Source organism: Glutamicibacter sp. 363, assembly GCF_052379505.1.
In the GTDB taxonomy this organism is placed as follows: domain Bacteria; phylum Actinomycetota; class Actinomycetes; order Actinomycetales; family Micrococcaceae; genus Glutamicibacter.
In genome coordinates, this window is sequence record NZ_JBQSYR010000003.1 from 103,052 (window position 1) to 128,176 (window position 25,125).

Annotated in this window: 19 protein-coding genes; 7 read left to right on the top strand and 12 right to left on the bottom strand. The window is 64.0% G+C overall.

Going from position 1 to position 25,125, the window contains the following annotated elements:
* Positions 1-66: 66 nt before the first annotated feature.
* Together ACT3UA_RS03020 and ACT3UA_RS03025 are read left to right on the top strand one after the other, a co-directional pair.
* Positions 67-1,164, top strand: coding sequence for an isocitrate/isopropylmalate dehydrogenase family protein (locus ACT3UA_RS03020; RefSeq protein ID WP_096283796.1), 1,098 nt, complete (start codon positions 67-69; stop codon positions 1,162-1,164).
* A gap of 13 nt (positions 1,165-1,177) precedes the next feature.
* Positions 1,178-2,167 carry an NAD(P)-dependent oxidoreductase gene (locus ACT3UA_RS03025; protein WP_096283794.1) on the top strand — a complete coding sequence of 330 codons (990 nt, stop codon included), beginning with the start codon at positions 1,178-1,180 and terminating at the stop codon, positions 2,165-2,167.
* A gap of 99 nt (positions 2,168-2,266) precedes the next feature.
* Here ACT3UA_RS03025 and ACT3UA_RS03030 read toward each other — a convergent pair whose 3' ends face one another.
* From ACT3UA_RS03030 to betC, 3 genes are all read right to left on the bottom strand, one after another.
* Positions 2,267-3,832, bottom strand: coding sequence for a GMC family oxidoreductase (locus tag ACT3UA_RS03030; protein WP_444615486.1), 1,566 nt, complete (start codon positions 3,830-3,832; stop codon positions 2,267-2,269).
* Between the two features lie 23 nt (positions 3,833-3,855).
* Positions 3,856-5,400: an aldehyde dehydrogenase family protein gene (locus ACT3UA_RS03035; RefSeq protein WP_444615487.1), complete on the bottom strand. Its 1,545-nt coding sequence runs from the start codon at positions 5,398-5,400 to the stop codon at positions 3,856-3,858.
* Positions 5,401-5,463: 63 nt separating this feature from the next.
* The gene (gene betC / locus ACT3UA_RS03040; RefSeq protein WP_096284680.1) at positions 5,464-6,999 is read right to left on the bottom strand and encodes a choline-sulfatase; all 1,536 of its coding nucleotides are present in this window, start codon (positions 6,997-6,999) and stop codon (positions 5,464-5,466) included.
* A gap of 40 nt (positions 7,000-7,039) precedes the next feature.
* Between betC and ACT3UA_RS03045 the strand changes: the two genes are divergently transcribed.
* Positions 7,040-7,954: a formylglycine-generating enzyme family protein gene (locus ACT3UA_RS03045; RefSeq protein WP_444615488.1), complete on the top strand. Its 915-nt coding sequence runs from the start codon at positions 7,040-7,042 to the stop codon at positions 7,952-7,954.
* 21 nt (positions 7,955-7,975) lie between these two features.
* Here the strand turns inward: ACT3UA_RS03045 and ACT3UA_RS03050 are convergent, their stop codons facing one another.
* Positions 7,976-9,952 (bottom strand): BCCT family transporter, encoded by a 1,977-nt coding sequence (locus ACT3UA_RS03050; protein ID WP_444615489.1) that lies wholly within the window; start codon positions 9,950-9,952, stop codon positions 7,976-7,978.
* 579 nt (positions 9,953-10,531) lie between these two features.
* Between ACT3UA_RS03050 and ACT3UA_RS03055 the strand changes: the two genes are divergently transcribed.
* On the top strand, positions 10,532-12,136 hold the full coding sequence (locus tag ACT3UA_RS03055) for a DUF222 domain-containing protein (RefSeq protein WP_444615490.1): 1,605 nt from the start codon (positions 10,532-10,534) through the stop codon (positions 12,134-12,136).
* A gap of 122 nt (positions 12,137-12,258) precedes the next feature.
* The gene (locus tag ACT3UA_RS03060) at positions 12,259-12,840 is read left to right on the top strand and encodes a dihydrofolate reductase family protein (protein WP_444615491.1); all 582 of its coding nucleotides are present in this window, start codon (positions 12,259-12,261) and stop codon (positions 12,838-12,840) included.
* Positions 12,841-12,943: 103 nt separating this feature from the next.
* Here the strand turns inward: ACT3UA_RS03060 and hpaD are convergent, their stop codons facing one another.
* The 7 genes from hpaD to ilvD all read right to left on the bottom strand — a co-directional run bounded on the left by hpaD (position 12,944) and on the right by ilvD (position 22,407).
* On the bottom strand, positions 12,944-14,053 hold the full coding sequence (gene hpaD, locus ACT3UA_RS03065; protein ID WP_255248377.1) for a 3,4-dihydroxyphenylacetate 2,3-dioxygenase: 1,110 nt from the start codon (positions 14,051-14,053) through the stop codon (positions 12,944-12,946).
* 35 nt (positions 14,054-14,088) lie between these two features.
* On the bottom strand, positions 14,089-15,594 hold the full coding sequence (hpaE, locus tag ACT3UA_RS03070; protein ID WP_444615492.1) for a 5-carboxymethyl-2-hydroxymuconate semialdehyde dehydrogenase: 1,506 nt from the start codon (positions 15,592-15,594) through the stop codon (positions 14,089-14,091).
* A gap of 77 nt (positions 15,595-15,671) precedes the next feature.
* Entirely contained in the window at positions 15,672-16,331 is a 660-nt protein-coding gene (locus ACT3UA_RS03075; protein ID WP_444615493.1) for a GntR family transcriptional regulator, read from the bottom strand.
* Complete coding sequence (locus ACT3UA_RS03080; RefSeq protein WP_444615495.1) at positions 16,331-17,833, bottom strand: fumarylacetoacetate hydrolase family protein; 1,503 nt, start codon at positions 17,831-17,833, stop codon at positions 16,331-16,333. Before ACT3UA_RS03080 ends, ACT3UA_RS03075 begins: the two co-directional genes overlap by 1 nt.
* A gap of 185 nt (positions 17,834-18,018) precedes the next feature.
* A complete protein-coding gene (locus ACT3UA_RS03085) occupies positions 18,019-18,318 on the bottom strand; it encodes a hypothetical protein (RefSeq protein WP_141393498.1) in 300 nt (99 codons plus the stop codon).
* 341 nt (positions 18,319-18,659) lie between these two features.
* Positions 18,660-20,279: a hypothetical protein gene (locus tag ACT3UA_RS03090; RefSeq protein ID WP_105554373.1), complete on the bottom strand. Its 1,620-nt coding sequence runs from the start codon at positions 20,277-20,279 to the stop codon at positions 18,660-18,662.
* A 208-nt stretch (positions 20,280-20,487) separates the two neighbouring features.
* Complete coding sequence (gene ilvD, locus ACT3UA_RS03095; RefSeq protein WP_444615496.1) at positions 20,488-22,407, bottom strand: dihydroxy-acid dehydratase; 1,920 nt, start codon at positions 22,405-22,407, stop codon at positions 20,488-20,490.
* A gap of 84 nt (positions 22,408-22,491) precedes the next feature.
* Between ilvD and ACT3UA_RS03100 the strand changes: the two genes are divergently transcribed.
* Positions 22,492-23,310 carry a helix-turn-helix transcriptional regulator gene (locus tag ACT3UA_RS03100; protein WP_444615497.1) on the top strand — a complete coding sequence of 273 codons (819 nt, stop codon included), beginning with the start codon at positions 22,492-22,494 and terminating at the stop codon, positions 23,308-23,310.
* Between the two features lie 217 nt (positions 23,311-23,527).
* On the opposite strand, the gene ACT3UA_RS03105 is transcribed toward ACT3UA_RS03100, so the two are convergent.
* Positions 23,528-24,277, bottom strand: coding sequence for an alpha/beta fold hydrolase (locus ACT3UA_RS03105; protein WP_444615498.1), 750 nt, complete (start codon positions 24,275-24,277; stop codon positions 23,528-23,530).
* Between the two features lie 118 nt (positions 24,278-24,395).
* On the opposite strand from ACT3UA_RS03105, the gene ACT3UA_RS03110 reads away from it, so the two are divergent.
* Positions 24,396-25,121: an NUDIX hydrolase gene (locus ACT3UA_RS03110; protein WP_105554377.1), complete on the top strand. Its 726-nt coding sequence runs from the start codon at positions 24,396-24,398 to the stop codon at positions 25,119-25,121.
* The last annotated feature ends 4 nt before the right edge of the window (positions 25,122-25,125 follow it).

Consider the following 25,125-nt stretch of genomic DNA (forward strand, 5'->3'; position numbering starts at 1 on the left):
TCGTGTTCCCACTAAATAGCAACAATTTCCCATAAGGTGGGAATGATCGTCGAAGGCAGGAAAGTTATGGCGCAGTACGAAATTTCGGTGATCCCCGGCGACGGGATCGGCCCCGAGGTCCTAGACTCCGCACTGACGGTGCTCGGCGAATGCGAAAAGCAGTTCGACCTGAAGCTGAATTACACCACCTATGACTTCAGCGCCGACCTCTACCGACGCACCGGACGCAAGATCACCGCGGCGGACATGGACGTGATAGGCGAAACCGATGCGGTGCTCTTCGGTGCCATGGGACTTCCTAGCGTGCGCGACGAGCACGGCCTGGAGCTCGGCGCCCAGGTGGAAATGCGCGCGCACTACAAACTCTTCGCCAGCCTGCGCCCGGTGAAGCTCTTCGCCGGGGTGCCTACCGCGGTGAAGGCCGAAAGCGTGGACATGCTGGTCATCCGCGAGACCTCCGAGGGGATGTTCGCCGGGCTCCACGATGCCCACGAGCCCAGCGATGAGCAGGCCTCCGACCGGATGACCATAACCCGCGCCACCTGCGAGAAACTCTTCGACGTGGCCTTCGCCGAGGCCCGCGCCCGGCGCACGCGCGGCACCCCGGGACGGGTCACCCTGCTGCACAAGTCCAATGCGCTGCGCAGCAATGTGCTGATGGAGAAGGTCTTCGACGAGGTGGCCGCGAAGAACACCGACATCGAGAGCAACAAGTTCTACATCGATGCCGGCTCGATGTACCTGGTCACCGATCCGGAACGCTTCGACGTGATCGTCAGCGAGAACATCTTCGGCGACATCACCTCGGAGATCGCCGCCGGGCTGGTCGGCGGGCTGGGCGTGGCCCCCTCGGCCGATGTGAGCCTGAGCCACGGGGTCTTCCAGCCCTCGCACGGCAGTGCCCCGGATATCGCCGGGACCGGCATCGCCAACCCGATCGCGATGATACTCTCCGCCGCGATGATGCTGAACTGGCTTGGCGAACGCCGCGCAGATGCCGCCTGCCTGCAAGCCGCACGCCACATCAACGAAGCGGTGGAACAGGTGCTGGCCAGCGGGCCGCGCACCAAGGACATCGGCGGCACCGCCAGCACCGGACAAGTCACCGACGCGGTGCTCCAGGCATTGAAGTCCACCGCCAAGCTATCCACCCAGAGCTTCTAGAAAGGTACGGAAGATGAATCAGAAGGTACTTTTTCTGAACCCGCTGAAGGACTACATCGACGGGCTGGAACGCTCCACTCCGGCGGGGTTCCAGCTGACCGTGCTGCCCGCCGGCACCTCGGTCCAGCGCATGTGCCGCGAAGCGGCGGAAGCCGACTTCATTATCGCGGGCATCGAAATCCCCGAAGAAGTCTTCCGGGCCGCGGGAAAGGCGAAGTTCATCCAGTACATGAGCTCCGGCTACGGGCAATTGCCCTTGGAGGTGCTCAACGACCTGGGCATTCCCGTCGCGCAGATGAAAACCCACTCGATCTCCGTCGCCGAGCACGCGCTCACCCTGATCCTCACCCTGCTGCGCCGCATCCCGGCCTCCACCGCGGCGCTGCGCGAAGGCAAATGGCGTCAAGACCTGGACGAAGCCTCCTACTCGGAGCTCTACGGCAAGACCGTGGGCATCGTGGGGCTGGGAAATATCGGGCGCTGGGTGGGCAAGGTGGTGCATCACGGTTTCGGGGCGAACGTGGTCTTCTACGACAACGCCGAAATCCCGCTGACCGTCTCCGAGCTGATCTCCGCCAAGCAGGTCTCGCTCGATGAACTGCTGCGCGTCTCGGACGTCGTCTGCGTGAATCTTCCGCTGAACGCCGACTCGGAGAAGCTGATCGGCCGCGAAGAACTGGCCAAGATGAACGCGCGCAGCGTGCTGGTCAACGTCGGGCGCGGCGAGGTGATCGATGAGGAAGCGCTGATCCAGGCGCTGCGCGAAGGGCGAATCGCCGGAGCCGGACTGGACGTGTTCGCAAGCGAGCCACTGAGCCTGAACAGCGAACTGCTGGAGCTTCAGAGCGTGCTCTGCACCCCGCATATGGCCGGTGTGGGCTGGGAAAACGTGGCGCGGCGCATCGAGACCGTGTGGGAGAACCTCGATGCGGTGTTGCGTGGGGAGGTCCCGCGTGGGGTGATCACGGCGACCAAGCGTGCGCCGGAGATCCAAGCGGTTTAGCGGCCGCAAGGCCAACGATCAATTGGCCGTTGGCAATGGTGGCACAACTTGAAGCGGGGGTGCCGCCGGGCCTCCGGCGGCACCCCCGATTGCCGCGGATCAGCTGCCGCGGATCAGTTCGGCGCAGCGCTCACCGATCATCATCACCGTGAGATTCGGATTCACCGTCACCAACTCCGGCATCACCGACGCATCGGCCACCCGCAACCCGGACACCCCCTTAACCCGCAGCTGAGGATCCAACGGCGACATCACATCCTCCACAGCCCCCATCCGCACCGACCCGGCCGGATGATACACGGTGTTATGCGTGCGCTTGAGGTAATCGAAGATCTCCGCATCGGACTGCACACCCTGGCCCGGGAACTGCTCCACCCCAGCCCAACCGGCCATCGCCGGCTGCCCGATGATCTCCCGGGCCTTGCGGATCCCGGCGATCATCACCCGCGCATCATGGCCCTGGACGTCGGTGAAATAACGCGGATCGACCTTCGGCTTGTCACGGAAATCGCAGCTGCGCAACCGCACCGTACCCCGGGATTTGGCATGCGTAACATTCGGAGTCAGACAGAAGGTGTTCTCCCCGGTCGGATACCCCTGGCGCAGGGTATGCATATCAAAAGGCACCGACCCGTAGTGGAACATCAGATCCGGACGATCCAGCCCCTGCACCGTGGGGGTGAAGATCCCGATCTCCCACCACTGGGTGGAAGTTTCCACCATGGGCTGCTTCGCCTCCCACTGGATCACCCCTTCGGGGTGGTCCTGCAGATGCTCGCCCACCCCCGGCGCGTCGAGGAGCACCTCGACGCCCACCGACTCCAGATGCTCGGCCGGCCCGATCCCCGAAAGCATCAGCAGCTTCGGCGAATCGATCGCCCCGGCCGAGAGGATCACCTCGCGGGCCGCGTGCAGCGTGGTAGTGCGCCCGAACGCCCCGTCGACCACGTCCACCCCGGTGCAGCGCTTGCCCGCATCGAAGTTCAGCTTCCGCGCCTGCAGCCCGGTGAGCAGCGTGAAGTTCTCCCGGCCCATAATCGGGTGGATATAGGAGACCGAGGAGGAGGACCGGGTGCCATCGGCACGCCGGTTGATCTGGAAGAAGTTCGCCCCGTTGAGCACCGTCTCATCGTTGTTGAACTTCGCCCGCGGAATCCCGGCCTGCGCGCAGGCCTCCAGCAGCGCCACCCCGCACGGATCGGTGCCCGGCACATTCATCAGGTGCACCGGACCCGAATCCCCATGGTGCGGGGCCGCCGGCCCGGCGTCCTCATTGCTCTCCAGCTGCTGATACAGCCGGTAGGCCATCGCCGCATTCCAGCCGGTGGCCCCGAACTTCGATTCCCATTCATCCAGGTCCTCGCGCGGCGCCCAGAACGCGATGCAGGAATTATGACTCGAGCACCCGCCCATCACCTTGGCCCGGGAATGGCGCATGAAGGAGTTCCCGTTCTCCTGCGCCTCGATCGGGTAGTCCCAGTCGAGGCCTGATTCGAGCAGTTCCATCCAGCGGTTCAGCTGCAAGACCTCCTCGATGCCCCGGTCATCGGGGCCGGCCTCCACCAGCGCGACACGCACGGCCGGGTCTTCACTCAGCCGTGCGGCCACCGCGGCGCCGGCCGAGCCGCCGCCGATGACGATGTAGTCGAAGTCTGTGTTCTCCATGTTCACGTTGCGCCCTTTCTTGCTTATTTCTCGGTGAACCAGCCGGTGACCGCCGGGGCCAGGTTCTGGTAGATGTGCTTGGCTTCCTGGTATTCGCCCAGCCCGGTCGGGCCCAGCTCGCGGCCGATGCCGGACTGGCCGAAGCCGCCCCATTCGGCCTGCGGCAGGTAGGGGTGGAAGTCGTTGATCCAGATCGTCCCGTGGCGCAGGCGTGCCGCGATCCGCTGGGTTTTGGACGCGTCCTGGCTCCACACCGCCCCGGCCAGCCCGTAGTCGGTGTCGTTGGCGGTAGCCACCGCCTCATCTTCGGTGCTGAAGGTTTCCACGGTGACCACCGGGCCGAAGGCCTCCTCGACCACAACGGACATGCCGCGGGCCACCTGGTCAAAGACGGTGGGCAGGTAGAAATGCCCGGCCCCCAGCCCGGGGCCGTCCGCATCGGTGGCTGCCCGGCCACCGCAGCGCAGCCGGGCGCCTTCGGCGAGCCCGGACTGCACATACGCCTCGACCTTTCCCAGGTGCTCCGCGGAGATCAGCGCCCCGGTTTCGGCGTGCTCATCAAACGGGCCGCCGAGGGTGATCTGCTCCGCGCGGCGCACCAGCTCCTCGACGAACCGCTCCGCGATGGATTCCTCCACGATGATCCGCGCCCCGGCCGAGCAGACCTGCCCCGAATGCACGAACGCGCCATTCAGGGCGTTGTCCACCGCGGCGTCGAAGTCCGCGTCGGCGAAGATCACGTTCGGGTTCTTCCCGCCCAGTTCCAGGGCGACCTTCTTCACCGTTCCGGCCGCCGCGGCCGCGACCTTGCGCCCGGTGGCCAGGCCGCCGGTGAAGGAGACCAGATCCACGTCGCGGTGCTCGGAGAGGACCGCGCCGACCTGCGCGCCGGTGCCGGTGACCAGGTTCGCCACCCCGGCCGGCAGGCCCAGCTCATCGAGCACCTCCATCATCAGGATCGCGGTGGACGGGCTCAGCTCGGCCGGTTTGAGCACGAAGGAGCAGCCGGCGGCCAGCGCCGGGGCGATCTTCCACGCGGCTTGGAGCAGCGGGTAGTTCCACGGGGTGATCATCGCCGCGACGCCGACCGGTTCGTAGACGATGCGGCTGAGCACCATCGGGTCCCCGGCGTCCACGATCCGTCCGGCATCGGTTCCGGCGAGCTTGCCGAAGTAGCGGAAGCAGTTGATGATGTCGTCCATGTCCAGCTCGGATTCGACCAGGCGCTTGCCGGTGTCCAGGGTTTCGGCCAGCGCGAATTCGTCCTTGCGTTCGGCCAGCCGGTCCGCGACGCGCAGCAGGAAGTCACCGCGGTCCGGGGCCGGGATCTGGGACCAGATCCCGGTGTCGAAGGCGCGGCGGGCCGCGGCGATCGCGGCCTCGGCGTCCGCGGGCCCGGCCTCGGAGACGAGGGCTACCGGTTCGCCGTTGGCCGGGCAGAAGATCTGCCTGGTCGCGGCGGAGCTGGCCGGCCCAAAACTGCCGTCAATGAACAGGGTTTTGCCGCCGTGCAGGCGCGGATTCTGGTTGTCTGGAAGGGACGTGGTGGGCTGCGGTTGCAGGTTCATATGTTCTCCAAAGAAATTTTCGAAGGTAATCGGTTGCGGCATCGCCGGGTGCGGCGCATTGCCCTAGCGTTCGGGGTCCGTGATGGTTCCGTATTTCAGCGCGTTCCAGAAATCGCCGCGAACGTAGCGCTGTTCGGGCTCCGGATTGTAGTCCCAGTGGTTCACCTTGCCCTGCTGCAGCGAGGTTGCGACCACCCGGCGGCTTGACTGGCTTGCCAGGATCCTGGACTCCAGCCGGGGCAGGTCGTACCGGGATTCCAACGCGCCGCGCAGTGCCGCGACGGTCTCGGCATGCTGCGGGTCTGCGGCCGCATTGCGCAGCTCATCGGGGTCGGCCGCCAGATCGAAGAGCTGGTCAGGGTCTCCCGGGCAGAGCACGAACTTGTAGTTCCCGCGGACGATGGTCAGCTGCGGGCGCAAGGTCCCTTCGGCCAGGTATTCGATGACCACGTCGCGTTCCCCGGCGACGGCTTCGCCGCGCTGCGCGCGGCGCATCGATTCCGTCAAGGAGCTGCCCGGAAGCTGCGCCGCTTCCATGCCGGCCAGGTCCAGGAGCGTCGGGGCGAGGTCGAGCAGGGACACCGGCTCGGCGAAGCGGCCGGTGGGCACCAGATGCGCCGGCCCGTGCATGATCAGCGGGACCCGCGAGGACTGCTCATAGGGGGACATCTTGAACCACAGCCCCTTTTCACCCAGCATGTCGCCATGGTCGCTGATCACGATGACCACCGTGTTCTCGGCCAGGCCCAGTTCCTCCAGCTGCGTGCGGATGCGCCCGATCTGGTCATCGATGTAGCTCACCGCCGCGTAGTAGGCCCGGCGCGCCCGGCGCACGCCGTCGATATCCGGATAGCGCTGGTCGAAGCCGCTCATCGCGCGCAGGCGATGGCTATGCGGATCCTGGGCGCGGTCGGGAACCTCGGGGTGTGCCGGGTCGGGAATCCCTTCGTCGGCAAACCGGTCCCAGTGCTCGCGCGGCGGCTCATAGGGGTCGTGCGGGTGGATGAAGGAGGTGACCATCAAGAACGGCAGGTCCTCGCCCGCGGCCTGGTTGGCCCGCACCCGGTCGTTGAGATGGCGCAGGGACCGGAAGGTGACCTCGTCGTCGAAGTCCTGCTGCACACTTGCCTTGGACACTCCGGCCTCGAAGACCGCGGCGGCGTCGTGGTACCACTGCAAGCGCTGCTCCAGCGGGCGGGTCCAATCCGGGATCATGTCCAGATCGGCCGGGTAGACATCCGTGGTGAGCCGCTGCTCGAATCCATGTTGCTGGTCCGGTCCGATGAAGTGCATCCGGCCAATCAGGGCCGTGTGGTAGCCGGCCCCGCGCAGCCGGTGGGCGAAGGTGGGAGCCGAGGCGGCGAAGTCGTCGCCGTTGTCGAAGCAGCCTAGATCCGAAGGCATCTGCCCAGTCATCATCGAGGCGCGTGACGGGGCGCACAGCGGGGTGTTACAGTAGGCGCGGTCGAAAACCGCCCCGGATTCGGCCAATGCGTCGATATTCGGCGTCTTGGCCGCCTGATCGCCGTAGGCGCCAAGCGCCTGGGCGGCCATCTGGTCGGCTTGGATAACAATGATGTTAGGTCGTTTGATTGACATCGTTTCTTCCTTTCGTAGTTACTGAAATTGGAGCTAGTTGATGAGTGCATGCTGTGGAGCCCAGCGTTCGGGAAATACCCCTGATGCGCGGCCGGCGCCGGCTGCGGCCCAGCAGGCAAGCGTGCTGGAGACCCTTGCGGCCCAGGCTCCGGAACAGCTGCGCCTGCTCGGATTGGCCGGCGGCACCTTCCTGATGGGCAGCGAGGACGAACTGGCCTACGTCGAGGATGGCGAGGGCCCGGTGCGTCAAGTCGCCGTGCCGCCCTTTGCCATCTCCGCCACCGCGGTATCCGTTGCGGAGTTTGCCGCTTTTGCTTTGTCCACCGGATACCGCAGCGATGCAGAAATCCACGGGGATTCCTTGGTGTTCGCCGGGAATTTGTCGAGCGCAACACGCAAGCTTGCAACGCCCGATGAGCATGCGCCGTGGTGGTGCACGGTCCCCGGAGCCGCCTGGCACCGCCCCGAAGGCCCGGATTCGGATGCCCTGGAGCGGGCGAACCATCCGGTGACCCACGTGTCCCTGCGCGATGCCCGAAGCTACGCGCAGTGGGTCGGCGCCCGGCTGCCCAGCGAGGCGGAGTGGGAGTTCGCCGCCCGTGGCGGATTGGAACAGCAGCCTTATCCCTGGGGTGCCGAATTCGAGCCCGGGGGACAGGCCCGGATGAAGACCTTCGCCGGAGAGTTCCCGCACCGCCCCACCAGCCCGGTCGGCACCGTCGCGGTGTCCGAATTTTCGCCCAACGGATTCGGCCTCTACAACATGACCGGCAACGTCTGGGAGTGGACCTCGGGGATCTTCTCCGCCGTAGATCCGCGTCCCGCCGTACGCGGCGGTTCGCACATGTGCCACGCCTCGTATTGCCGGCGATACCGGACCTCGGCACGCACCGCCGTCACCGCCGAAACCTCGCTGGCCCATACCGGATTTCGCTTGGCCGCCGACGTTCGCTGAGCGGTGCCGGCGGCGATCGTCTCAACGCCGCGGATCGCCGCCGGGTCTATCCGGGGAGTCCTCCGCCGGCTGCAGTGAAATCTCCCCGGTTTTCGGATCCCAGCCGTCGGCCCACTCGCCCGTGGCGTAGCTGTACCCCACCGGCACTCCGTTCTCGTCCGTGCGCTGATACCACTCGGTGTATTCCTCGCTGGTGGAATCCACATCGGCCCCGGCTCCTTCGCCGGGTGTCGTGGCGACCACCTGCAGCGCGAAGTCATCCCCATAGCGGTCGACACCTTCGAATACCGCATTGTTGATCGCATTTTCGGCGTAGTGGTGCCGCAGCGCGAACGGATCGGTCCGCAAATCGCGGAACCACGCGACGATGATCAGCAGCATGATGAGGGCGAAGGGGACCGCGCTGACGATGACCAGTTGCTGGAGCCCCGCCAAGGCGGAGGAATCGCCGAGCAAGAGCATGACGACGGCGATCCCGGACATCACCAGACCCCAGAAGACCACGATCCAGCGGCTGGGTTCCTGATTGCCCCGGGAGGTCAAGATGCCCATCACCACCGAGGCGGAGTCTGCGGAGGTGATGAAGAAGATCGCCAGCACCACGATGGCCACATACGGCAGCCACTGCAGGTACGGAAGGTTCTCGATCATGGTGAAAAACACCTGCGGGGCGGGCATCTCGGCGCTGAACCCCGGCAATCCCTGCTGGTACATCCAGATCGAGGTGCCGCCCATGATGCCGTAGGCGACAAAGAGCAGCGATGAGGGAATGAGGATCGTGCCCAGCAGGAACTGCCGGATGGTCCGCCCCCGCGAGATGCGTGCGATGAACGATCCGACAAATGGCGACCAGGAGATCCACCAGGCCCAGTAGTACACGGTCCACACGGACTGGAACTCCTGGGTTTCCCCGCCCCAGGACAGCGAGCGTCCCATCAGCTCGAACATCGAACCGAGATATTCCATCAACGACGAGGGCAGCAGATTGAGCAGGAACAGGGTGGGGCCAAGGAACAGCACCAGCCCGACGATGCCCACGGTGAGGATGATGTTGATGCTCGACAGATACCGGATGCCCCGCGAAACCCCGGAAACCGCCGAGATGATGAAGGCAACCGTCAGCAGGAGAATCAGGATGACCAGCATGTTATTGGTCAGTTCACCCGCGCCGGTGACGATGGTGATGCCGGTGCCGATTTGCATTGCCGCAATGCCGAGAGCCGCCGCGGTGCCAAACAGGGTGGCCACGATCGCGAACACATCGATGAGCTTTCCGGCGAAGCCTTCCGAATATCGCTGGCCGAAGAGGGTGCGGAAGATGGAGGACATGAGCAGTGCCCGGCCGCGGCGGTACGCGGCATAGGCAATGGCTCCGCCAACCAGCGCGTACATGGCCCAGGCGTGGAAGCCCCAGTGGAAGTAGGTCTGCGCCATGGCCCCGTGCATGGCCTCGGTGGTTTCCGCTTGGTGCGTCAACGGCGGCGGGGCAATGAAATGCGTCAGCGGCTCGGACGGGCCGAAAAACAGCACCCCGATGCCGATGCCGGCCGCAAAGAGCATCGCGACCCAGGAGAAGGTGCTGAATTCCGGCTTTTCCCCGTCCTTGCCGAGGCATATTTTTCCATAGGGAGAGATCGCCAGGCCCAGCAGGGAGACCAGGGTGATGATGGCGACGGTATTGAACAGCCAGCCCAAATTCAGCGTGGACCAGGAGAATGCGGCGGAAGCAATATGGGCAACTCCAGCCGGATCGAGGATTCCCCACAGGACGAATCCAATTGTCAGCGCCCCCGTGAGGCAGAGGACAAACTTGCTCACCTGGTAGCGCCGGCGCTGTTCGTCGATTCCGATACCGGGAACCAGCGCCGGGTGGATATTATGCGGATACCCCGGACGGCGAAAATCCAGATTGGGCAATCGCCGCCGGGACTTTTTCCGTTGTCGGGCCTGTGCGGTTTCCGCCCCGGGGACGGGCCGGGTTTCATCGGTTTTGGACATGGCAAATCTACCTTTGGTGATGCAGGGTCACCCCGACGGCGTGGGAACAGACATGCTCAAGGAGAGAGCGAATGACATGGCTGATCGGCCAACGGGGGCGCAATGCGATTAAGGAGCTGGGATGAGTGAGCCGGCATCGAAGCCATGCTCAAAGAGAACCAAGCCATCGAGGTTTGGTTCTAAAGTGCCTACACGGGTGCCGTGTGGCTACGGCTCGCAGCCCCACCAGCCAATGGCATGGGATTCCCAGGAATCATTCTCGTAGCCTGCGGTGCGTCGCGGAGAGTTTATGCGAAGCTTTTCCGCCGCATTGATCCTAGACAGATTGCGCGCCACAGAGATCGACCAGTCCGTGGACTGTGCAGGAGAATCGACGTGGCGCATGACACAAGACCCTAGACGTGGCGCATCACAGAGTCAAGGAAGCCCGGAAAAATCTTCGTACCAAGTAGCCGCGTCCAGCCGTCGATTAATTTGCGGCATCGGCATTGGGCACCGGCGGTGCCCGAGTGAACGCACTTATCCACAGATTTTTCTGGCGCATCCCGGCAGGGCGCGGACCGGGGCACACTGGTCTGCATGAACACCACCGATCTGGATCAGGCCCTCGACGGGTACGGTCAGCTGCTGGAGCGGCTGCACCGGACCGACGCCGAGGCGTGCCGCCAGATCGACGGGGCCGCGCTGCGCGCGGTTATCGAACAAGAAACCCAGGTGCTCATCGGATTGCGGCGCGCATTGCAGGACACCGCAGACCCGCGCCTGGCCCTGGAACTACTGGCCGCCGCGAAGAAAATCCAGGAAGAATGCACCCGGATGAGCCTGGTGGCCGCGGATCGGCTGGCCGCCACCAACGCGCACCAGTTGGAAGAAGAAGAGCTCAACGAACTGCGCATCCAGCCCGCCGACACCACCCGCGCTGCACGCCGCGCGTCCGGGCGGGCCTGCTTCAAAGACCCCGCAGAGCTGCTGGCCAGCTGGCTGAAGATTACCTACGCCAAGGCCAAGCGGATGATGCTCGACGCCAGCGACCTGATCGGCCGTCGTGATCCCGCAGGGCAGCAGGTGCCTCCGCGCTTCCCGCATCTGGGCCAGCTGCTCGATGACCCGCAGGTCAGCCCCGAGGCGGTCTGCGAGACCAGCAAGAAGATCTCGCGCCGCGAACCGGAGGACACCACTTTTGAAGGCACCCCGACCGAGCCGACGCTGCGCGATAACTCCGGAATCGCGGTTGAAGAACGTGCGGCACAGATCCTGCACGATGAGCTGACCGAGAAAGAAGCCGATAAGAAGATCGGCCTCCTGATCACCGTCGCCAGCGCTACTCCGGCCACCTCCACCGCCGCGGCGCTGTGCAGGGGAATGTATCGCCGGCAAACCAGCAACCCGCAGGTCGTTGAATTCGTTTTGCGCGTCGGCTTGCTCGAAGCCGAAATGATCGACTCGCTGATCGCCCAGGCGAATAACCCAAAAACCCAGGCCGGCCAGCGCGCACGGCAAAACCCGGCTAAGCCCGGCGTGGCACAGGGATCGGACTCCTTGCCCGAACAGCCCCAGCTGCCGGACTTCCTGCCTCCCGAGGCAGCCGGCTCCCGTTGGGAACCGGAGGCACCGCAAATGCGGGTGAGTCCACCGGAACGAGCGTTGAATGCGCTCTTGGAGCTGCTGAGCACGACCTGGGTGGACACCGGCAGCCGCCGCATCGAACCGGAGGTCATCGTCCACATGAAGTTCGATGATCTGCGAAACTTGGCCGGGGCTCAGGGAAGAACGGCCCACGGAACGGATCTTCCGCCGGGGGAGCTGAGAAAGCTCTTATGCGATGCGAAGATCATCCCGGCGGTCTTCGGCGGGCGCGGTGAACTTCTGGACTTCGGCCGAGCTAAACGGCTTGTTCCGCCAAGCCTGCGCAAGGCGGTGTTGGCGCGGGACCGTGGGTGCCTGGTGCCTGGCTGCACCGCGCCTCCGGAACGGGTGGAGATCCACCACATCAGGTCCTACGCCGAGGGCGGGGATACGAGCCTGGAAAATTCCGGGCCCGGCTGCGACGCGCACCATATGGCCTTTGACCTTGGAATCATCAAGGTCATCTTCAAGGACGGGCTGCCATGGGTGATCCTGCCCAAGCACATCGACCCGGAGCAAAAGCCGCGGCGCAATACCTACTGGGGCGAGGACGGCTAGCCGGCGTTCCCGCGCACCGGGCCGTCTGCTTCGACGCCGCGGCAGGCCAGGCAGCGCGGTCCACCACCCCCTCATTTTGGGCAGCTGCTACCATGGGGCTCCCCAAAGCAAAGGAGCGTCCCGTGGGCAAGGTGGTCATGTACGGGTCGGTGTCGGTGGACGGTTTTATCGCGGATGCGAACGACCAGCCCGGAGCGCTGTTCGACTGGTTGACCGGCGGCGAAGTCCCGCTGGATGAGAGCGGCGCGTTGAAGGTGTCGCAGGCATCCTACGACTACACCCGGCCATACTGGGATCGGATCGGGGTGACCATCGTCGGCCGCCACGTCTTCGACATGACGGATGGCTGGGACGGGAAGCCGCCGAGCGGGGTGGAGCACATGGTCGTCGTGACGCACCGGCCGAAGCCCGAGGGCTGGGATCCCGAGGCGCCCTTTCACTTCGTCGACGGCGTCGCAGCAGCCGTGGCCAAGGCGCAGGAGCTCGCCGGTGAGCGCATCGTCGAGGTTTCCGCTGGAGATGTTGGCGGCCAGGCGCTGGCCGCCGGCCTGGTCGACGAGGTGCGCATGGACGTCGTTCCCGTCGTGTTCGGCTCCGGAAAGCGCTACTTCGGGCCGGTCCATGCACAGCACCCGCTGGAGGATCCCGACGCGGTGATTCGGGGCGAGAGGGTGCTTCACCTGCGCTATCGGGTGCGCCGTTAGCCGATCGTGCTGCAACGGCAAAACCCCGGGGCGCTGGCGAAATCAATCGCTAGCGCCCCGGGGTTTTCACGTAGTAGCTCAGGGAAGCTACGTCGGTGGGTGCTTAGACTTGGTTTCCGAGCTTGAAGCCCTTGGAAGCCTGGCCGCGGTAGGTGCCGGTCTCGTCCTTCTCGCGGGTGTAGGAGAAGCCGTCGGCGCCGACGGTCACCGCCATTTCCGAGTCATCGGTGCGCTCGATGATTTCCTGCACGTTGCCGTCCAGGTCCAGGACCTTCGAAGCTTCGGTGTACCACGATGGAACTACTGGGTTGCCCCACCAGTCGCGGCGCTGGTTGTCGTGCACGTCCCAGGTGATGACCGGGTTGTCCGGGTCGCCGGTGTAGTAGTCCTGGGTGTAGATCTCGATGCGGTGGTCATCGGGATCCAGGATGTAGAGGTAGAACGCGTTGGACACACCGTGGCGGCCCGGGCCGCGCTCGATGCGGTCCGAGATGCGCAGCGCGCCCATCTTGTCGCAGATCTGGATGATGTTGTGCTTTTCGTGGGTGGAGAAGGCCACGTGGTGCAGGCGCGGGCCGTTGCCGCCGGTCAGCGCGGTGTCGTGCACGGTGCCCTTGCGGTGCATCCAGGCGGCGTAGGTGGTGCCTTCTTCGTCCTGGATGTCCTCGGTGACGCGGAAGCCCAGGTCTTCAAGGTACTTGCGGCCGCGTGGCACGTCCGGGGTGACCTGGTTGAAGTGGTCCAGGCGGACCAGCTCGCCGGCGGAGTACAGGTCATAGCGCATATGCAGACGCTCGACGTGCTCGGTCTCGAAGAAGAACTCGTAGGGGAAGCCCAGCGGATCCTCGACGCGGACCGCATCGCCGATGCCGCGCACGAAGCCTTCGCTGCGGCGCTCGGTGCGGCAGCCCAATTCCTTGTAGTACGCCTCGGCCGCGTCGACCTCGGCGGTGGAGCGCACGCGGAAGGCCATGGCCTTCAGCGCGGCCACCGGGCCGAGGGTCAGCACCAGATTGTGGTGGATGAACTCCTCGAAGGAACGCAGGTAGATCTGGGTGTCGTCCTCGTAGGACACGTGCAGGCCGAGCACGTCCACGTAGAACTTGCGCGAGGCGGCCAGGTCGGTGACAACCAGTTCGGCGTAGGCGCAGCGCAGGATGTCCGGCGCTGGAACCGAGGGGGTGGCGATTGGGTTGGAAATCTCTTTGCTCATTGTGTTGCTCCTTTGCGAATGGGCAGGATAAGTAATTAGGCGCCGAACTTCGGGGTGTGCACATCTCCCAGGGTGATGTGCACGGCCTGCTGGTCGGTGTAGAAGTCGATCGAGCGGTAGCCGCCCTCGTGGCCCAGGCCCGAGGCCTTCACGCCGCCGAATGGCGAACGCAGGTCGCGCACGTTGTGCGAGTTCAGCCACACCATGCCGGCCTCGATGTCCTGGGCGAAGTTGTGGGCGCGCTTCAGGTCGTTGGTCCACAGGTAGGCGGCCAGGCCGTACTTGGTGTTGTTCGCCAGCTCCAGGGCCTCTTCCTCGGTGTCGAATGGGGTGATTCCCACGACCGGGCCGAAGATCTCTTCCTGGAAGATGCGGGCCTCCGGGGCGACGTCGGCGAACACGGTCGGGGCGACGTAGGAGCCGTTTTCCTGGCCCTCGGGCAGGTTCTCCGGGCGGCCGCCGCCGGCGACCAGGCGGCCTTCGGACTTGCCGATCTCCACGTAGCTCATGACCTTGTCGTAGTGCTCCGGGTGGACCAGCGCGCCGACCTGGGTGGTTGGATCGTGCGGATCGCCGACCTTGATGTTCTTCGCCCGGGCGGCGTAGGCCTCGACGAACTTCTCGTAGATGCCGCGCTGGACCAGGATGCGCGAGCCTGCGGTGCAGCGCTCGCCGTTCAGCGAGAACACGCCGAACAGGGTGGAGTCGATGGCCGCGTCGAAGTCTGCATCGTCGAACACGATGGCAGGGGACTTGCCGCCGAGCTCCATGGACATGCCCTTGAGGTTCTCCGCGCAGTTGCGGAAGATCAGCTGGCCGGTGGAGGACTCGCCGGTGAAGGAGATCAGCGGAACCTTCGGGTGCTTGACCAGTGCGTCGCCGGCTTCTTCGCCGATGCCGTTGACCAGGTTGAAGACACCGGCCGGCAGGCCGGCCTCTTCGAAGATGGTGGCCCACAGCGAGGCGGAGAGCGGGGTGAACTCCGCCGGCTTGAGCACCACGGTGCAGCCGGAGGCGATCGACGGGGCGAGCTTCCAGGATTCGAGCATGAACGGGGTGTTCCACGGGGTGATCAGCCCGGCGACGCCGATGGGTTTGCGGTTCACGTAGTTCAGCTGCGAGCCCGGGACCTTGAGCGCATTGTCGTGCTGGGCGACGATCAGGTCGGCGAAGAAGCGGAAGTTCTCCGCGGCGCGCTGGGCCTGGCCTTTGGCCTGGGTGATCGGCAGGCCGGTGTCGAAGGTTTCCATCTCGGCCAGGCGGTCCTGCTGGGCAACGACCGCGTCGGCGATCTTGTACAGCACGTTGGCGCGTTCGCGTGGCTTCATCTTCGGCCATGGGCCGTTGTTGAAGGCCTCGGTGGCGGCGGCGACCGCTGCGTCGATGTCGGCCTGCTGGCCGGCGGCGGCGGTGGCGTAGTCCTGGTTGGTGACCGGGTCCAGGACGCCAAAGGTTTCCCCGCCGATGGAATCGACGAACTTGCCGCCGATGTAGTGCTGCAGGTGCGTCGGCAGGTTTTCCGGAACGAAGTGCTTGCTCATGGATGTATTCCTTTCGCGTGGCTTTCAACTGTGAAAGACATGAAATTGTGAAATCTTTTTAGGTGGCTGGGCCGAGGCTAGATGACCGAGGGGGCCATTCCGGCCTGGTCCAGATAGGCGTTCAGCGTATTGGTGCGGTGGGTGCGGGCGGCCTCTTCGATTTCGCGGGGGGAGGCGTGGGCGGCGATGAGTTCGAGCAGGTGCTGATGCTCTTCCACCGAGGCCCTGGCGCGGTGCGGGATGTGGGTGAAGGAGCTGGCTCGCATGGCCGCGAGCCGGCGCCAGCCGCGCTGCACCAGGTCCAGGATGTGCGGGTTCGGGCACTGGCTGTAGAGCTGCTGGTGGAACTCGTTGTTCAACGCGGTGAAGGCCACCGGATTGAAGTCCTCCAGGCACTGGCGCATCGCATCGTTCAGCTCCTGCGCCCGTTGCAGCCATGCCTCGTCCATTGCCGCCGCCGCAAGTGCGGTGGCCGCCGGTTCGATGACCGCGAGGGTCTGCATGGTGTGCAGGTACAGGGTCGAGTCGACCTGTGCGACGGTGGCGCCCACATTGCGGGTGAAGTGCACCAGCCCTTCGGCTTCCAAGCGTCGGATGGCCTCGCGCACCGGGACCACCGAGCAGCCCAGTTCTTCGGCGATGGTTCCCAGCACGAGTCGGTAGCCCGGGGAGTAGGCCCCGTTGACGATCCGTTCGGAGACCAGCGCGTAGGCGACCTCTGACTTGGAATTGCTCATTAGAGTTCCCAGCTGGCCAGATCCGGGGATCCGGCGTCCTTCCAGGCGTTGTACTTGGTCTTCCACTCGGTGTTCATCGGGAACAGGCCCTCGATGCCGTGGCCGCGCTGGACCATGGCGAAGATGAACTCGTCATTGGATTCGGTGATCATCGCTTCGGCGGCGACCTCTTCGACCAGTGCCGGCGGGATCACCACGATGCCGTCCGAATCCGCCACGATGACATCCCCGGGCTGGACCGACACGCCGCCGCAGGCCACGGTCAGGTCCTTGTCCCAGGCCACGTGCTTGCGGCCGAGGACCGCCGGGTGCGCTCCGTTGTAGAACACCGGGATCTCCAGGTTGGAGACCGCATCCAGGTCGCGCACGCCGCCATCGGAGATGATCGCCGCGGCGCCCAGTTGCTGGCTGCGCAGGGCGAGGATGTCGCCCAGGGTGGCCGAGCCGGTTTCCCCGCGGGCCTCCATGACCAGGATTTCGCCGTCGCCCAGGGAGTCGATGGACTGCTTCTGCATGTTGTAGCCGGCGCCGTGGGCCTTGAACAGGTCCTCGCGGTTCGGGATGTAGCGCAGGGTGCGGGCGGTGCCGATCACGCGCTTCATGCCCTTGGTGGCGCCGGGGACTTCGATGTTCACGTTGTTCAGCCCGCGCTTGCGCAGGGTGGCGGACAAGGTGGCGGTGGCCACCGCGGCGAGCTGCTCGCGGACCTTGTCGGTGAGCACGGACTTGCCGGTGAGAAGCGCTGGCATGCCGGCGGTTTCGCGGTCGCCGTAGGCGTCTTCCTTGTCCTTGTCGGTGACCTTTGGCTGGTTGCCGAAGGCCGCGAAGGTCTGTGTGCCCTCGACCGCGGTGGTCTTCAGCCGGCCGGTGGTGGCGCCGGAGAGCAGGTCGGTGACCTCAACCTCGACGACGTCGCCGGGGAAGAAGACGGTGGAGCCGGCCGGGGTGCCGGTGAGAATGACATCCCCTGGCTGCAGGGTCATCTGCTGGGAAAGATCCGCGACGATCTGCGCGAAGGAGAAGAGCAGCTCCGAGGTGTCGGCATCCTGGGCGGTTTCGTTGTTGACCCAGGTTTGCACGCGCAGCTTGGCTGGATCCAGCTCGGCCGCCGCGAGGGCGGTGGGGCCCATCGGGGTGTAGCCGTCGCCGGACTTCGAGCGGATGTTCGAGCCCTTGTCCGCGTACTTGATGTCATGGACGCCGAGGTCGTTCGAGGCGGTAACCGAGCCGACGTAGCTCCAGGCTTCCTCAACCGAGACGCGGCGGGCGGCCTTGCCGATGATCAGTGCGATTTCGCCTTCGAAAGCGAGCAATTCGGTGCCGGCCGGGCGTTCAACGGTGGAACCGGTGGTTGCCAGCGAGCTGGTGGCCTTCATGAAGTAGCTCGGGAACTTCGGGGTGCGGCCGCGCTGGGCTGCCCGCGAGGAGTAGCTCAGGTGCACCGCAAGAACCTTGCCAGCCTGGGCGAAAGTTTCTTCGCTCACCGGGATCGGATTGCTCATCTTTGATCTTCCCACTTTCGTCGTACATCAAATCGTATACGATCAGTGTGCGCTGAATCTCAGTCACTGTCAAGTCACTGCGCGCGATTGCTTCGCCACTGGTTGCCTGAAGTTCCTGATTGGGTGGAATTTTCCCGTGATTCCGCGGAAGTTAACTCCGATTCTTCACCTGGGCGGTCGGTTAATCAACCACTTTTCCGGGCGCGAATCGGTTGTAGAAATAGGCGCAAGTCAGCGCGATGGAGCCAGAGATCGTATATATGATCCAGTTCAAAATGGGGCAGTTGAACAGAAATGATGGCGTTGTGCTCTTGCAGGACAAATGCCTGTAGCTGGAAAGCTGCAATCGGGGTGGGTGGCGAAAAAGTAGAAAATCCGTCGGTAGCGCGATTCTTCGCCAGAAACAGGACTTCTTCTGACCTGTAACCTGTCCTTTTCACAACAAGGAGACGGACGCGCGGGTGATCGCAATGGTCAGTAGCCATTACCTTGATTCGTACGTGATATCTGGTTCAGACTCATGCCAGAAGAATTAGGGTTGGTGGAGGTTTACCCACTTGTCTTGCGAACGAACAATGTCGGGCACAGAGAACCCTGGCGTCGTCTATTCGACGAATTCACAAGTCACGCCCAGTTAGGCCGGGCGCCTGAGCTGCTCGGACATTTGACTTGAAGAGCTTACTCCTGAGGTCAAGTGCTCGCACCGCCGTAGGGAGGGAAAGCCGATGACTGCCGCTAGATGCGTCATTTCAGAAATGCGAAACTGGTACGGCAGGCCCCTTGGAGTATTCGTGGTTAAACGGGCTGCCGTACCTGTGTCTTGCTTTTAGGACTCAATAGCCTTGGATGCCTTTGAATTCTCCAAGATTTCCTCCATGAGTGGATCGGTCCGCTGCTCGTGGGCAGGCAGGTTCATCACGCTGGAGAAGAGGTTTGCCATTCGACGGGCCGACTCCAACCCTTCGCCCTCGACGGCCCATGAGTCGAAGGTGAAGGTGAGGTTCTCGTCCTTGGTGATGATCTCCAAAGTAGGACCCTTTTTTGGCCTTTCAAGGAAGCGGACGTAACGGATATCGTTCAGCGGGGTGATGCGCTCAACGGCGCCTTCTTTAGTGAGTTCGCTCTGATCAGCCACAAAGAAATATTCTGAGGCAATTCCGAGATATACGTTGTTCGCGAGGAGTCTTTCCTGATTTGCATCGGCCAAGGCAAGAACCTGTGCAGGCTCAGGAAGGGACCAAGCAAGGATATCTGTCAGTTTGCTTGGGGTCTCGGACTTGAATACGGAAACCTTCGGAGCCACGGCCCTTCGTCGGGGGAGTACCTGGCTGCGCAGATCGGCGACGGAGGCCGAGAGGGCTTCTGCCATCGCCATGGCCTCGTCAATATTGCGACGCTTCGACGTGAAGGGAAGGCTGCGTGCGGAGGGCAACAATGACAGCAATCGCACGTTGCGTTCAACCTCGGCGAGCAAGTGGGCGATTTCCAACATGGCTTCGTCATGTTCGGACTTGGTTTCCTCAACGAGGTGGGTAAGCAGACGTTCGTTTGCGTCCAGATTTTGTGCGTCGTGGCTGATGAGGCTGCCGCGCAGCGCTTGGGCGCGGTACCAAGCGAATTCGGCCATGAGCATCCCGTGAGCATCGGCGATGATCTGGTCGAAATTTTTCTGGATATAGCTTCGACTGGTTTTGGCGTCCGCATCCAGTGCCTTGAGGTGATCCCGCACGAAATCCACGAACAACTTGCGGAACTTGCGCAGATCGGCCTGACGGCTGGCCAACGGGGCAAAGATGTGCTCGTTGACCGTTCCAGCCGCCTCGGCTTCGTTCAGGGCCTGGAGGCTAGTTTCATGCAGGCCGATTAGTGTGGCCCACTGGTCTTGGTGGATGGCACGCAACACGTCACGGGTCAGCTCGATGTTCTCGTCAACCCGACGCGAGATTGAGGCGAGCTGCATTTGTAGCGCCAGCAAGACCAAGGCCGGACCCAGCATCGGCGCCAAGAGTGCACCCTGAGCCCCTACTGCGGGAAGAAGGCGTGCGTGGGCAACTAACTTCCCGTTTGCAGTAACGATGGTTCCCAGACTTTGGCCACCGGATTGCATCAACGAATTTCCTGCCTGGTTCAGAAGCTGCAGCGATTCTGGAGCCAAGCGGACAAGCCCTTGGGCTTTAGGCAGGGCGCTGGCACCCAGTGCGGCGAGGTTCCCGACACCGGCCGCGGTCGAGAGGCGGTCGGTGAGCCGCTCTCCGGCTGCCTGGCCCAGCACATTGAATTCGAGCAGGTCCATACCCTTAGGGGCGTGGTCGGCAAAAAGTAACGCATAGCCGTCTCCGACGTTCAGCAAAGTCAGTTCGGACTCAGTGGCAGCCAATGCCGACTCTGACTCATTGTCCCGGACGACGTCGGAAATTTCGGTCGTTGGATCTACTGGAGTGGACATGAAGTTCCTTTGCTGGACAGGAAGCGAATGAAGGGCGGCAATAAGGCAGGATCTGATTGGGTGAGTATCCGTGTCGACACCAGCAGTCTATCGTTCCCAATGGTCCGGGGTTGGGCGTTTCATCCGCGGTGGTGCCGATCAAGCAGCGAAGCCCCCCGGAAGTTCCACTGACGTGTGAGCTCCGGGGGCCAAAGCCACAGAATTTTCCTTAGACAGCGGTGGTGCGCGCAACTGCCGCAGCGCGTTCATCGGCTTCGCGCAGGGCACGCTCCACACGGTCCACGTCTCGCACGGCGCCCTTATCTGCGGACAATGCCATGGCGGCATAGGCACGCAGTGCGGGGGAGACCACGCGCTCGCGGTTCGCCGGGCGGTAGCCGGTAGTTGCCAGCAAACGCTCGCGGCGCTCGGCCAAAACATCATCAGCTACATTCAGCGTCAGGTCGCGGGTCGGGATGTCGATGGAGATCGAATCGCCATCCTCAACCAGGGCGATGATGCCACCGGACGCCGCCTCGGGGGAGACGTGTCCAATGGATAGTCCCGAGGTGCCGCCGGAGAAACGGCCATCGGTGATCAGCGCGCATGACTTGCCCAGGCCGCGGCCCTTGAGGAATGAGGTCGGGTAGAGCATTTCCTGCATGCCCGGGCCACCCTTGGGGCCCTCGTAGCGGATGACCACTACATCGCCGGCCTTCACCTGCTTGTTAAGGATCTTCTCCACCGCTTCGTCCTGGGACTCGCAGACTACCGCCGGACCGGTGAAGCTCCAGATGGAGGGGTCCACGCCAGCGGTTTTGACCACGGCACCATCCACGGCAATGTTGCCGCGCAGCACAGCCAATCCTCCGTCCTGGGAGTAAGCGTGTTCTACCGAGTGGATGCAGCCTTCGGCGGCGTCCGTATCCAGTTCTTCCCAGCGCGCGGACTGCGAACCGGCGGTGGAGGAACGTACCCCGCCCGGAGCGGCGTGCCACAACTCGAGGGCCACGTCGGTGGCTTTGCCGCCGCGGATATCCCAGTCGTCCAGTACCTCGCCCATGGTGGCGGCGTGCACGGTGTTCACCGTGTCATCGAGCAGTCCGCCGCGGCGCAGTTCGCCGAGGATGGCAGGGATGCCACCGGCCCGGTGGACATCTTCCATGTAGTAGATCTTCCCTGCCCCGGCGGAGTTCGGGGCGACCTTGGCAAGGCAGGGTACCCGGCCGGAAATTTCATTGATTTCTTCCAAGCCGAACTCGACGCCAGCCTCGTGGGCGGCGGCCAGCAGGTGAAGAATCGTGTTGGTGGAACCGCCCATGGCAATATCCAGGGTCATCGCGTTGCCGAAGGCCTCGATGGTGGCGATATTGCGTGGCAGTACCGTCTCGTCGCTGTCTGCGTAGTAGCGGTTTGCGATATCCACGATGGTCTTGCCGGCGTTTTCATACAGTGCGGTGCGTGCGGTGTGAGTGGCAAGGGTGGAACCGTTGCCCGGCAGGGCGAGGCCCATGGCTTCGGTGAGGCAGTTCATCGAGTTGGCGGTGAACATCCCCGAGCAGGAGCCGCAGGTAGGGCAGGCCGATTCTTCGATGCGCAGCAGGTCCGCGTCGGAGACGTTTTCGTTCACTGCCTCGGAGATGGCATCCACCAGGTCCAAGGTGCGCACGGTGCCGTCGACCAGGGTGGCGCGTCCTGATTCCATCGGGCCGCCGGAGACGAAGACGGTAGGAACATTCAAGCGCAGGGCTGCCATGAGCATGCCCGGGGTGATCTTGTCGCAGTTGGAGATGCAGATCAGCGCGTCGGCGCAGTGCGCGTTGACCATGTATTCGACCGAGTCGGCAATCAGATCGCGCGAAGGCAGCGAGTAGAGCATGCCGCCGTGACCCATGGCGATGCCGTCGTCCACGGCAATGGTGTTGAATTCTCGGGGGATCCCGCCGGCCTCGATGATGGCATCGGAGACGATGCGGCCCACCGGCTGAAGGTGGGTGTGGCCGGGAACGAATTCGGTGAAGCTGTTGGCCACGGCGATGATCGGCTTGCGGCCGAGATCCGCGCCGTTGACTCCGGCTGCGCGAAGCAGTGCGCGGGCGCCTGCCATGTTGCGGCCGTGGGTAATGGTGTGCGAGCGATAAGTGGTCATCCTCAAATCCCATCATAGATTTGTTCGCTAACCCAGACGGCCTTGATACTAGTAGTACTACTACCACGTTGAGGAGAAGTGCCCATGGATGCCGAGCAGAGACGCCGCGATGAGCTGGCGGCTTTCCTCAAGGACCGCCGGGCGCGCGCAGACCGCGATGCGCATGGGCTGCCGGCGGTGGGCCGCAGCCGGCTGCGCGGCCTGCGCCGCGAGGAAGTCGCGACCCTGGCCGGCGTTTCGGTGACCTGGTATACGTGGCTGGAGCAGGCGCGGGATATCAACCCCTCACGCCAGGTGCTGGTCTCACTGGCCCGGCTGTTTCGGCTGACGCCAGTGGAGAGCACCTACCTGTTGTCTCTGGGCGGGCATCGGGAGATCGTCCGGGAATCCTCGGTCGGGATGACGCCGGCGCTGCAGCGACTGCTCGACGCCCTGGGCTTCCCGGCGTTCCTGCTCGGCTCGGACTGGTCCATCATCGGATGGAACGAAGCCTATGCGCAGCTGTATCCGCGGATCGTTTCGTTGGATGAGGGGGACCGGAACCTGCTCTGGCTGGTGTTCACCGACGCCGCGTTGCGCGAAATGCTGCCGGATTGGGAAGAGCAAAGCCGCAGCTTTGTCGGAAGCTTCCGCGCGGAAACCCGAGGGTGGCTGAACCCGGCGGGGGACAGCGGCATCGTTGCCCGGGTATCGGCGGCCTCGCCGGAATTCGCGGCGATTTGGAAGCAACGCGACGTGGCGGGATTCCGCACTGGAGAACGGCTATTCCGGCACCCGGCAAAGGGCGTGACCCGCTACGAACAGCACAATCTGGTCCCCGCGGAGGCCTCGGATCTCACCTTGCTCTGCTATACGCCGGTCCAGCGCTGCACGCTGCCTCTCCTGTGCCGCCCGCTAAAATGACTAGGCACGAAATCATGCATTCATGGAGCTCGGCAGGCAAAGCTGGATTTTGCAGGACCGGCGCGTCAGAAGTCACAACTGAAGCAGCTGGAGAGCATTCCTTTCGGCATTGCGTTCACCGTCGTCAAGTTGAAGGTGTAGGACCGCACCGGATGGAACCGGAGGATCCTTCGGCATGTCCGATCCTGTTCGCACCTTATCTTTCAGCGAACAACATTCAGCCCTTCAGGAACTCCAGCGCCTTCTCCTTGAACTCGTGGCTGGTCACCGCGTTTGAGTGGTTGCGTCCGGCGAGCCACAGCACCTCATTGGTGGTACCCGCATCCTTCAGCAGTCGGCGCAGATGCGGCATGGTCGTGGCCAGCTCATCTCGATCCCCGGCGACGAGCAGCGTCGGAACCGTGGGCACCTTGGCGGCTGGATCGTACGGCTCGGATTTGATCGCTTCGATCAGCTCGAATAGCGCGGTGAGATCGTTGCTGGGCTCGGCCGCGGCGATCTTCATGATGGTCGCGGTGTAATCATCGTTGATTTCCTCGCCGGTAGCCTGATTGGCGCGAGCCTGATCCAGGGCGAAGGCGGCCAGCGGATCACCGGCGCCGGGGCCTCCGATCACCAAATGCTCCACCAGATCCGGGTTGAAGGCGGCGAATTCCCAAGCCAGGCGTGAGCCCAGGGAATAGCCGATCACGTCGACCGGATCCTCATCGCGATCCATGACGATCGCGGCCAGCGCCTGGCGAATCTGGCTCGGTGCCCAGCTGCCGCTATTGCGGCGGGGGTCCTCGCCGTGGCCCGGCAGGTCGATGAGCAGCACGTTACGTCCGGCATCGGTGAAATATTTCAGCCAGCGAGAACGCGCCCAATTCAATTCGCCGGATGAGGCGAAACCGTGGATGAACAGCACAGATGGGCCGTTCACCTCAGTCTTTGCGGGAATCACTCGAAGATTAAGATCCAGGGTCATGCCTTCGATCATAGGTCATTTTGACCCGGGACTGTGATCTGGAACTAGCGCGGCAATGCTGTTAATGTCAGAATGACTCTAACCAATTCTGCGGCACTGGAAATGAGGCAAGGCATAGATGTCATCGGCACCCGGATGGGCCAACGTCGACGAGCGGCGCAATCTGCCGCCCGCACTCGCCGTCTCCACCGTGATCCTCGGGATCCGGGAGGGGCAAGATGGCGGACCGGACAAGCTCTGCCTGCCGCTGGTGCGCCGGATCCGCCAGCCGCACGCCGGAAGGTGGGCGTTGCCCGGCGGTCCGGTGGAACCCCGCGAATCCCTGGGCCAAGCCGCCGGACGGAGCCTGGCCGACACCACCGGACTGCGGCCCAGCTACCTCGAGCAGCTCTACACCTTCGGGGATATCGACCGCTCGCCCACCGGGCGGCTGGTGACCATCGCGTACTTCGCGCTGCTCAACGCCGACCAGGTGGGGGCCACGGTGCGCGACGAGAACGTGGCCTGGTTCGATATCGATGACCCGCAGATCGCCCAGCTGGCCTTCGACCACCGCAAGATCGTGGACTATGCGCTGTGGCGGCTGCGGAACAAGACCGAGTACGGGCAGATCGCCCACCGGCTGCTCGGCGAGCGGTTCACCCTGGCGGCCCTGCGCGGAGTGTACGAAGCGATTCTGGGACGGCGCCTGGACCCGGCGAACTTCCGGCGCACGCTGAAGAGCACCGCGACCATCGAGGCCACCGACGAATACCTCGCCGGCGGGCAGCACCGCCCGCCGCGGCTTTACCGCTATGTGGGCCATGGGCCGGATCCGCTGGAAGTCGACCCGCAGCAAAGCTAAGCAC

Coding starts and splice junctions, on each gene's coding strand:
- ACT3UA_RS03020 (WP_096283796.1), top strand. CDS start 67: ATGGCGCAGTACGAAATTTCGGTGATCCCCGGCGACGGGATCGGCCCC.
- ACT3UA_RS03025 (WP_096283794.1), top strand. CDS start 1,178: ATGAATCAGAAGGTACTTTTTCTGAACCCGCTGAAGGACTACATCGAC.
- ACT3UA_RS03030 (WP_444615486.1), bottom strand. CDS start 3,832: ATGGAGAACACAGACTTCGACTACATCGTCATCGGCGGCGGCTCGGCC.
- ACT3UA_RS03035 (WP_444615487.1), bottom strand. CDS start 5,400: ATGAACCTGCAACCGCAGCCCACCACGTCCCTTCCAGACAACCAGAAT.
- betC (WP_096284680.1), bottom strand. CDS start 6,999: ATGTCAATCAAACGACCTAACATCATTGTTATCCAAGCCGACCAGATG.
- ACT3UA_RS03045 (WP_444615488.1), top strand. CDS start 7,040: ATGAGTGCATGCTGTGGAGCCCAGCGTTCGGGAAATACCCCTGATGCG.
- ACT3UA_RS03050 (WP_444615489.1), bottom strand. CDS start 9,952: ATGTCCAAAACCGATGAAACCCGGCCCGTCCCCGGGGCGGAAACCGCA.
- ACT3UA_RS03055 (WP_444615490.1), top strand. CDS start 10,532: ATGAACACCACCGATCTGGATCAGGCCCTCGACGGGTACGGTCAGCTG.
- hpaD (WP_255248377.1), bottom strand. CDS start 14,053: ATGAGCAAAGAGATTTCCAACCCAATCGCCACCCCCTCGGTTCCAGCG.
- hpaE (WP_444615492.1), bottom strand. CDS start 15,594: ATGAGCAAGCACTTCGTTCCGGAAAACCTGCCGACGCACCTGCAGCAC.
- ACT3UA_RS03075 (WP_444615493.1), bottom strand. CDS start 16,331: ATGAGCAATTCCAAGTCAGAGGTCGCCTACGCGCTGGTCTCCGAACGG.
- ACT3UA_RS03080 (WP_444615495.1), bottom strand. CDS start 17,833: ATGAGCAATCCGATCCCGGTGAGCGAAGAAACTTTCGCCCAGGCTGGC.
- ACT3UA_RS03085 (WP_141393498.1), bottom strand. CDS start 18,318: ATGGCTACTGACCATTGCGATCACCCGCGCGTCCGTCTCCTTGTTGTG.
- ACT3UA_RS03090 (WP_105554373.1), bottom strand. CDS start 20,279: ATGTCCACTCCAGTAGATCCAACGACCGAAATTTCCGACGTCGTCCGG.
- ilvD (WP_444615496.1), bottom strand. CDS start 22,407: ATGACCACTTATCGCTCGCACACCATTACCCACGGCCGCAACATGGCA.
- ACT3UA_RS03100 (WP_444615497.1), top strand. CDS start 22,492: ATGGATGCCGAGCAGAGACGCCGCGATGAGCTGGCGGCTTTCCTCAAG.
- ACT3UA_RS03105 (WP_444615498.1), bottom strand. CDS start 24,277: ATGACCCTGGATCTTAATCTTCGAGTGATTCCCGCAAAGACTGAGGTG.
- ACT3UA_RS03110 (WP_105554377.1), top strand. CDS start 24,396: ATGTCATCGGCACCCGGATGGGCCAACGTCGACGAGCGGCGCAATCTG.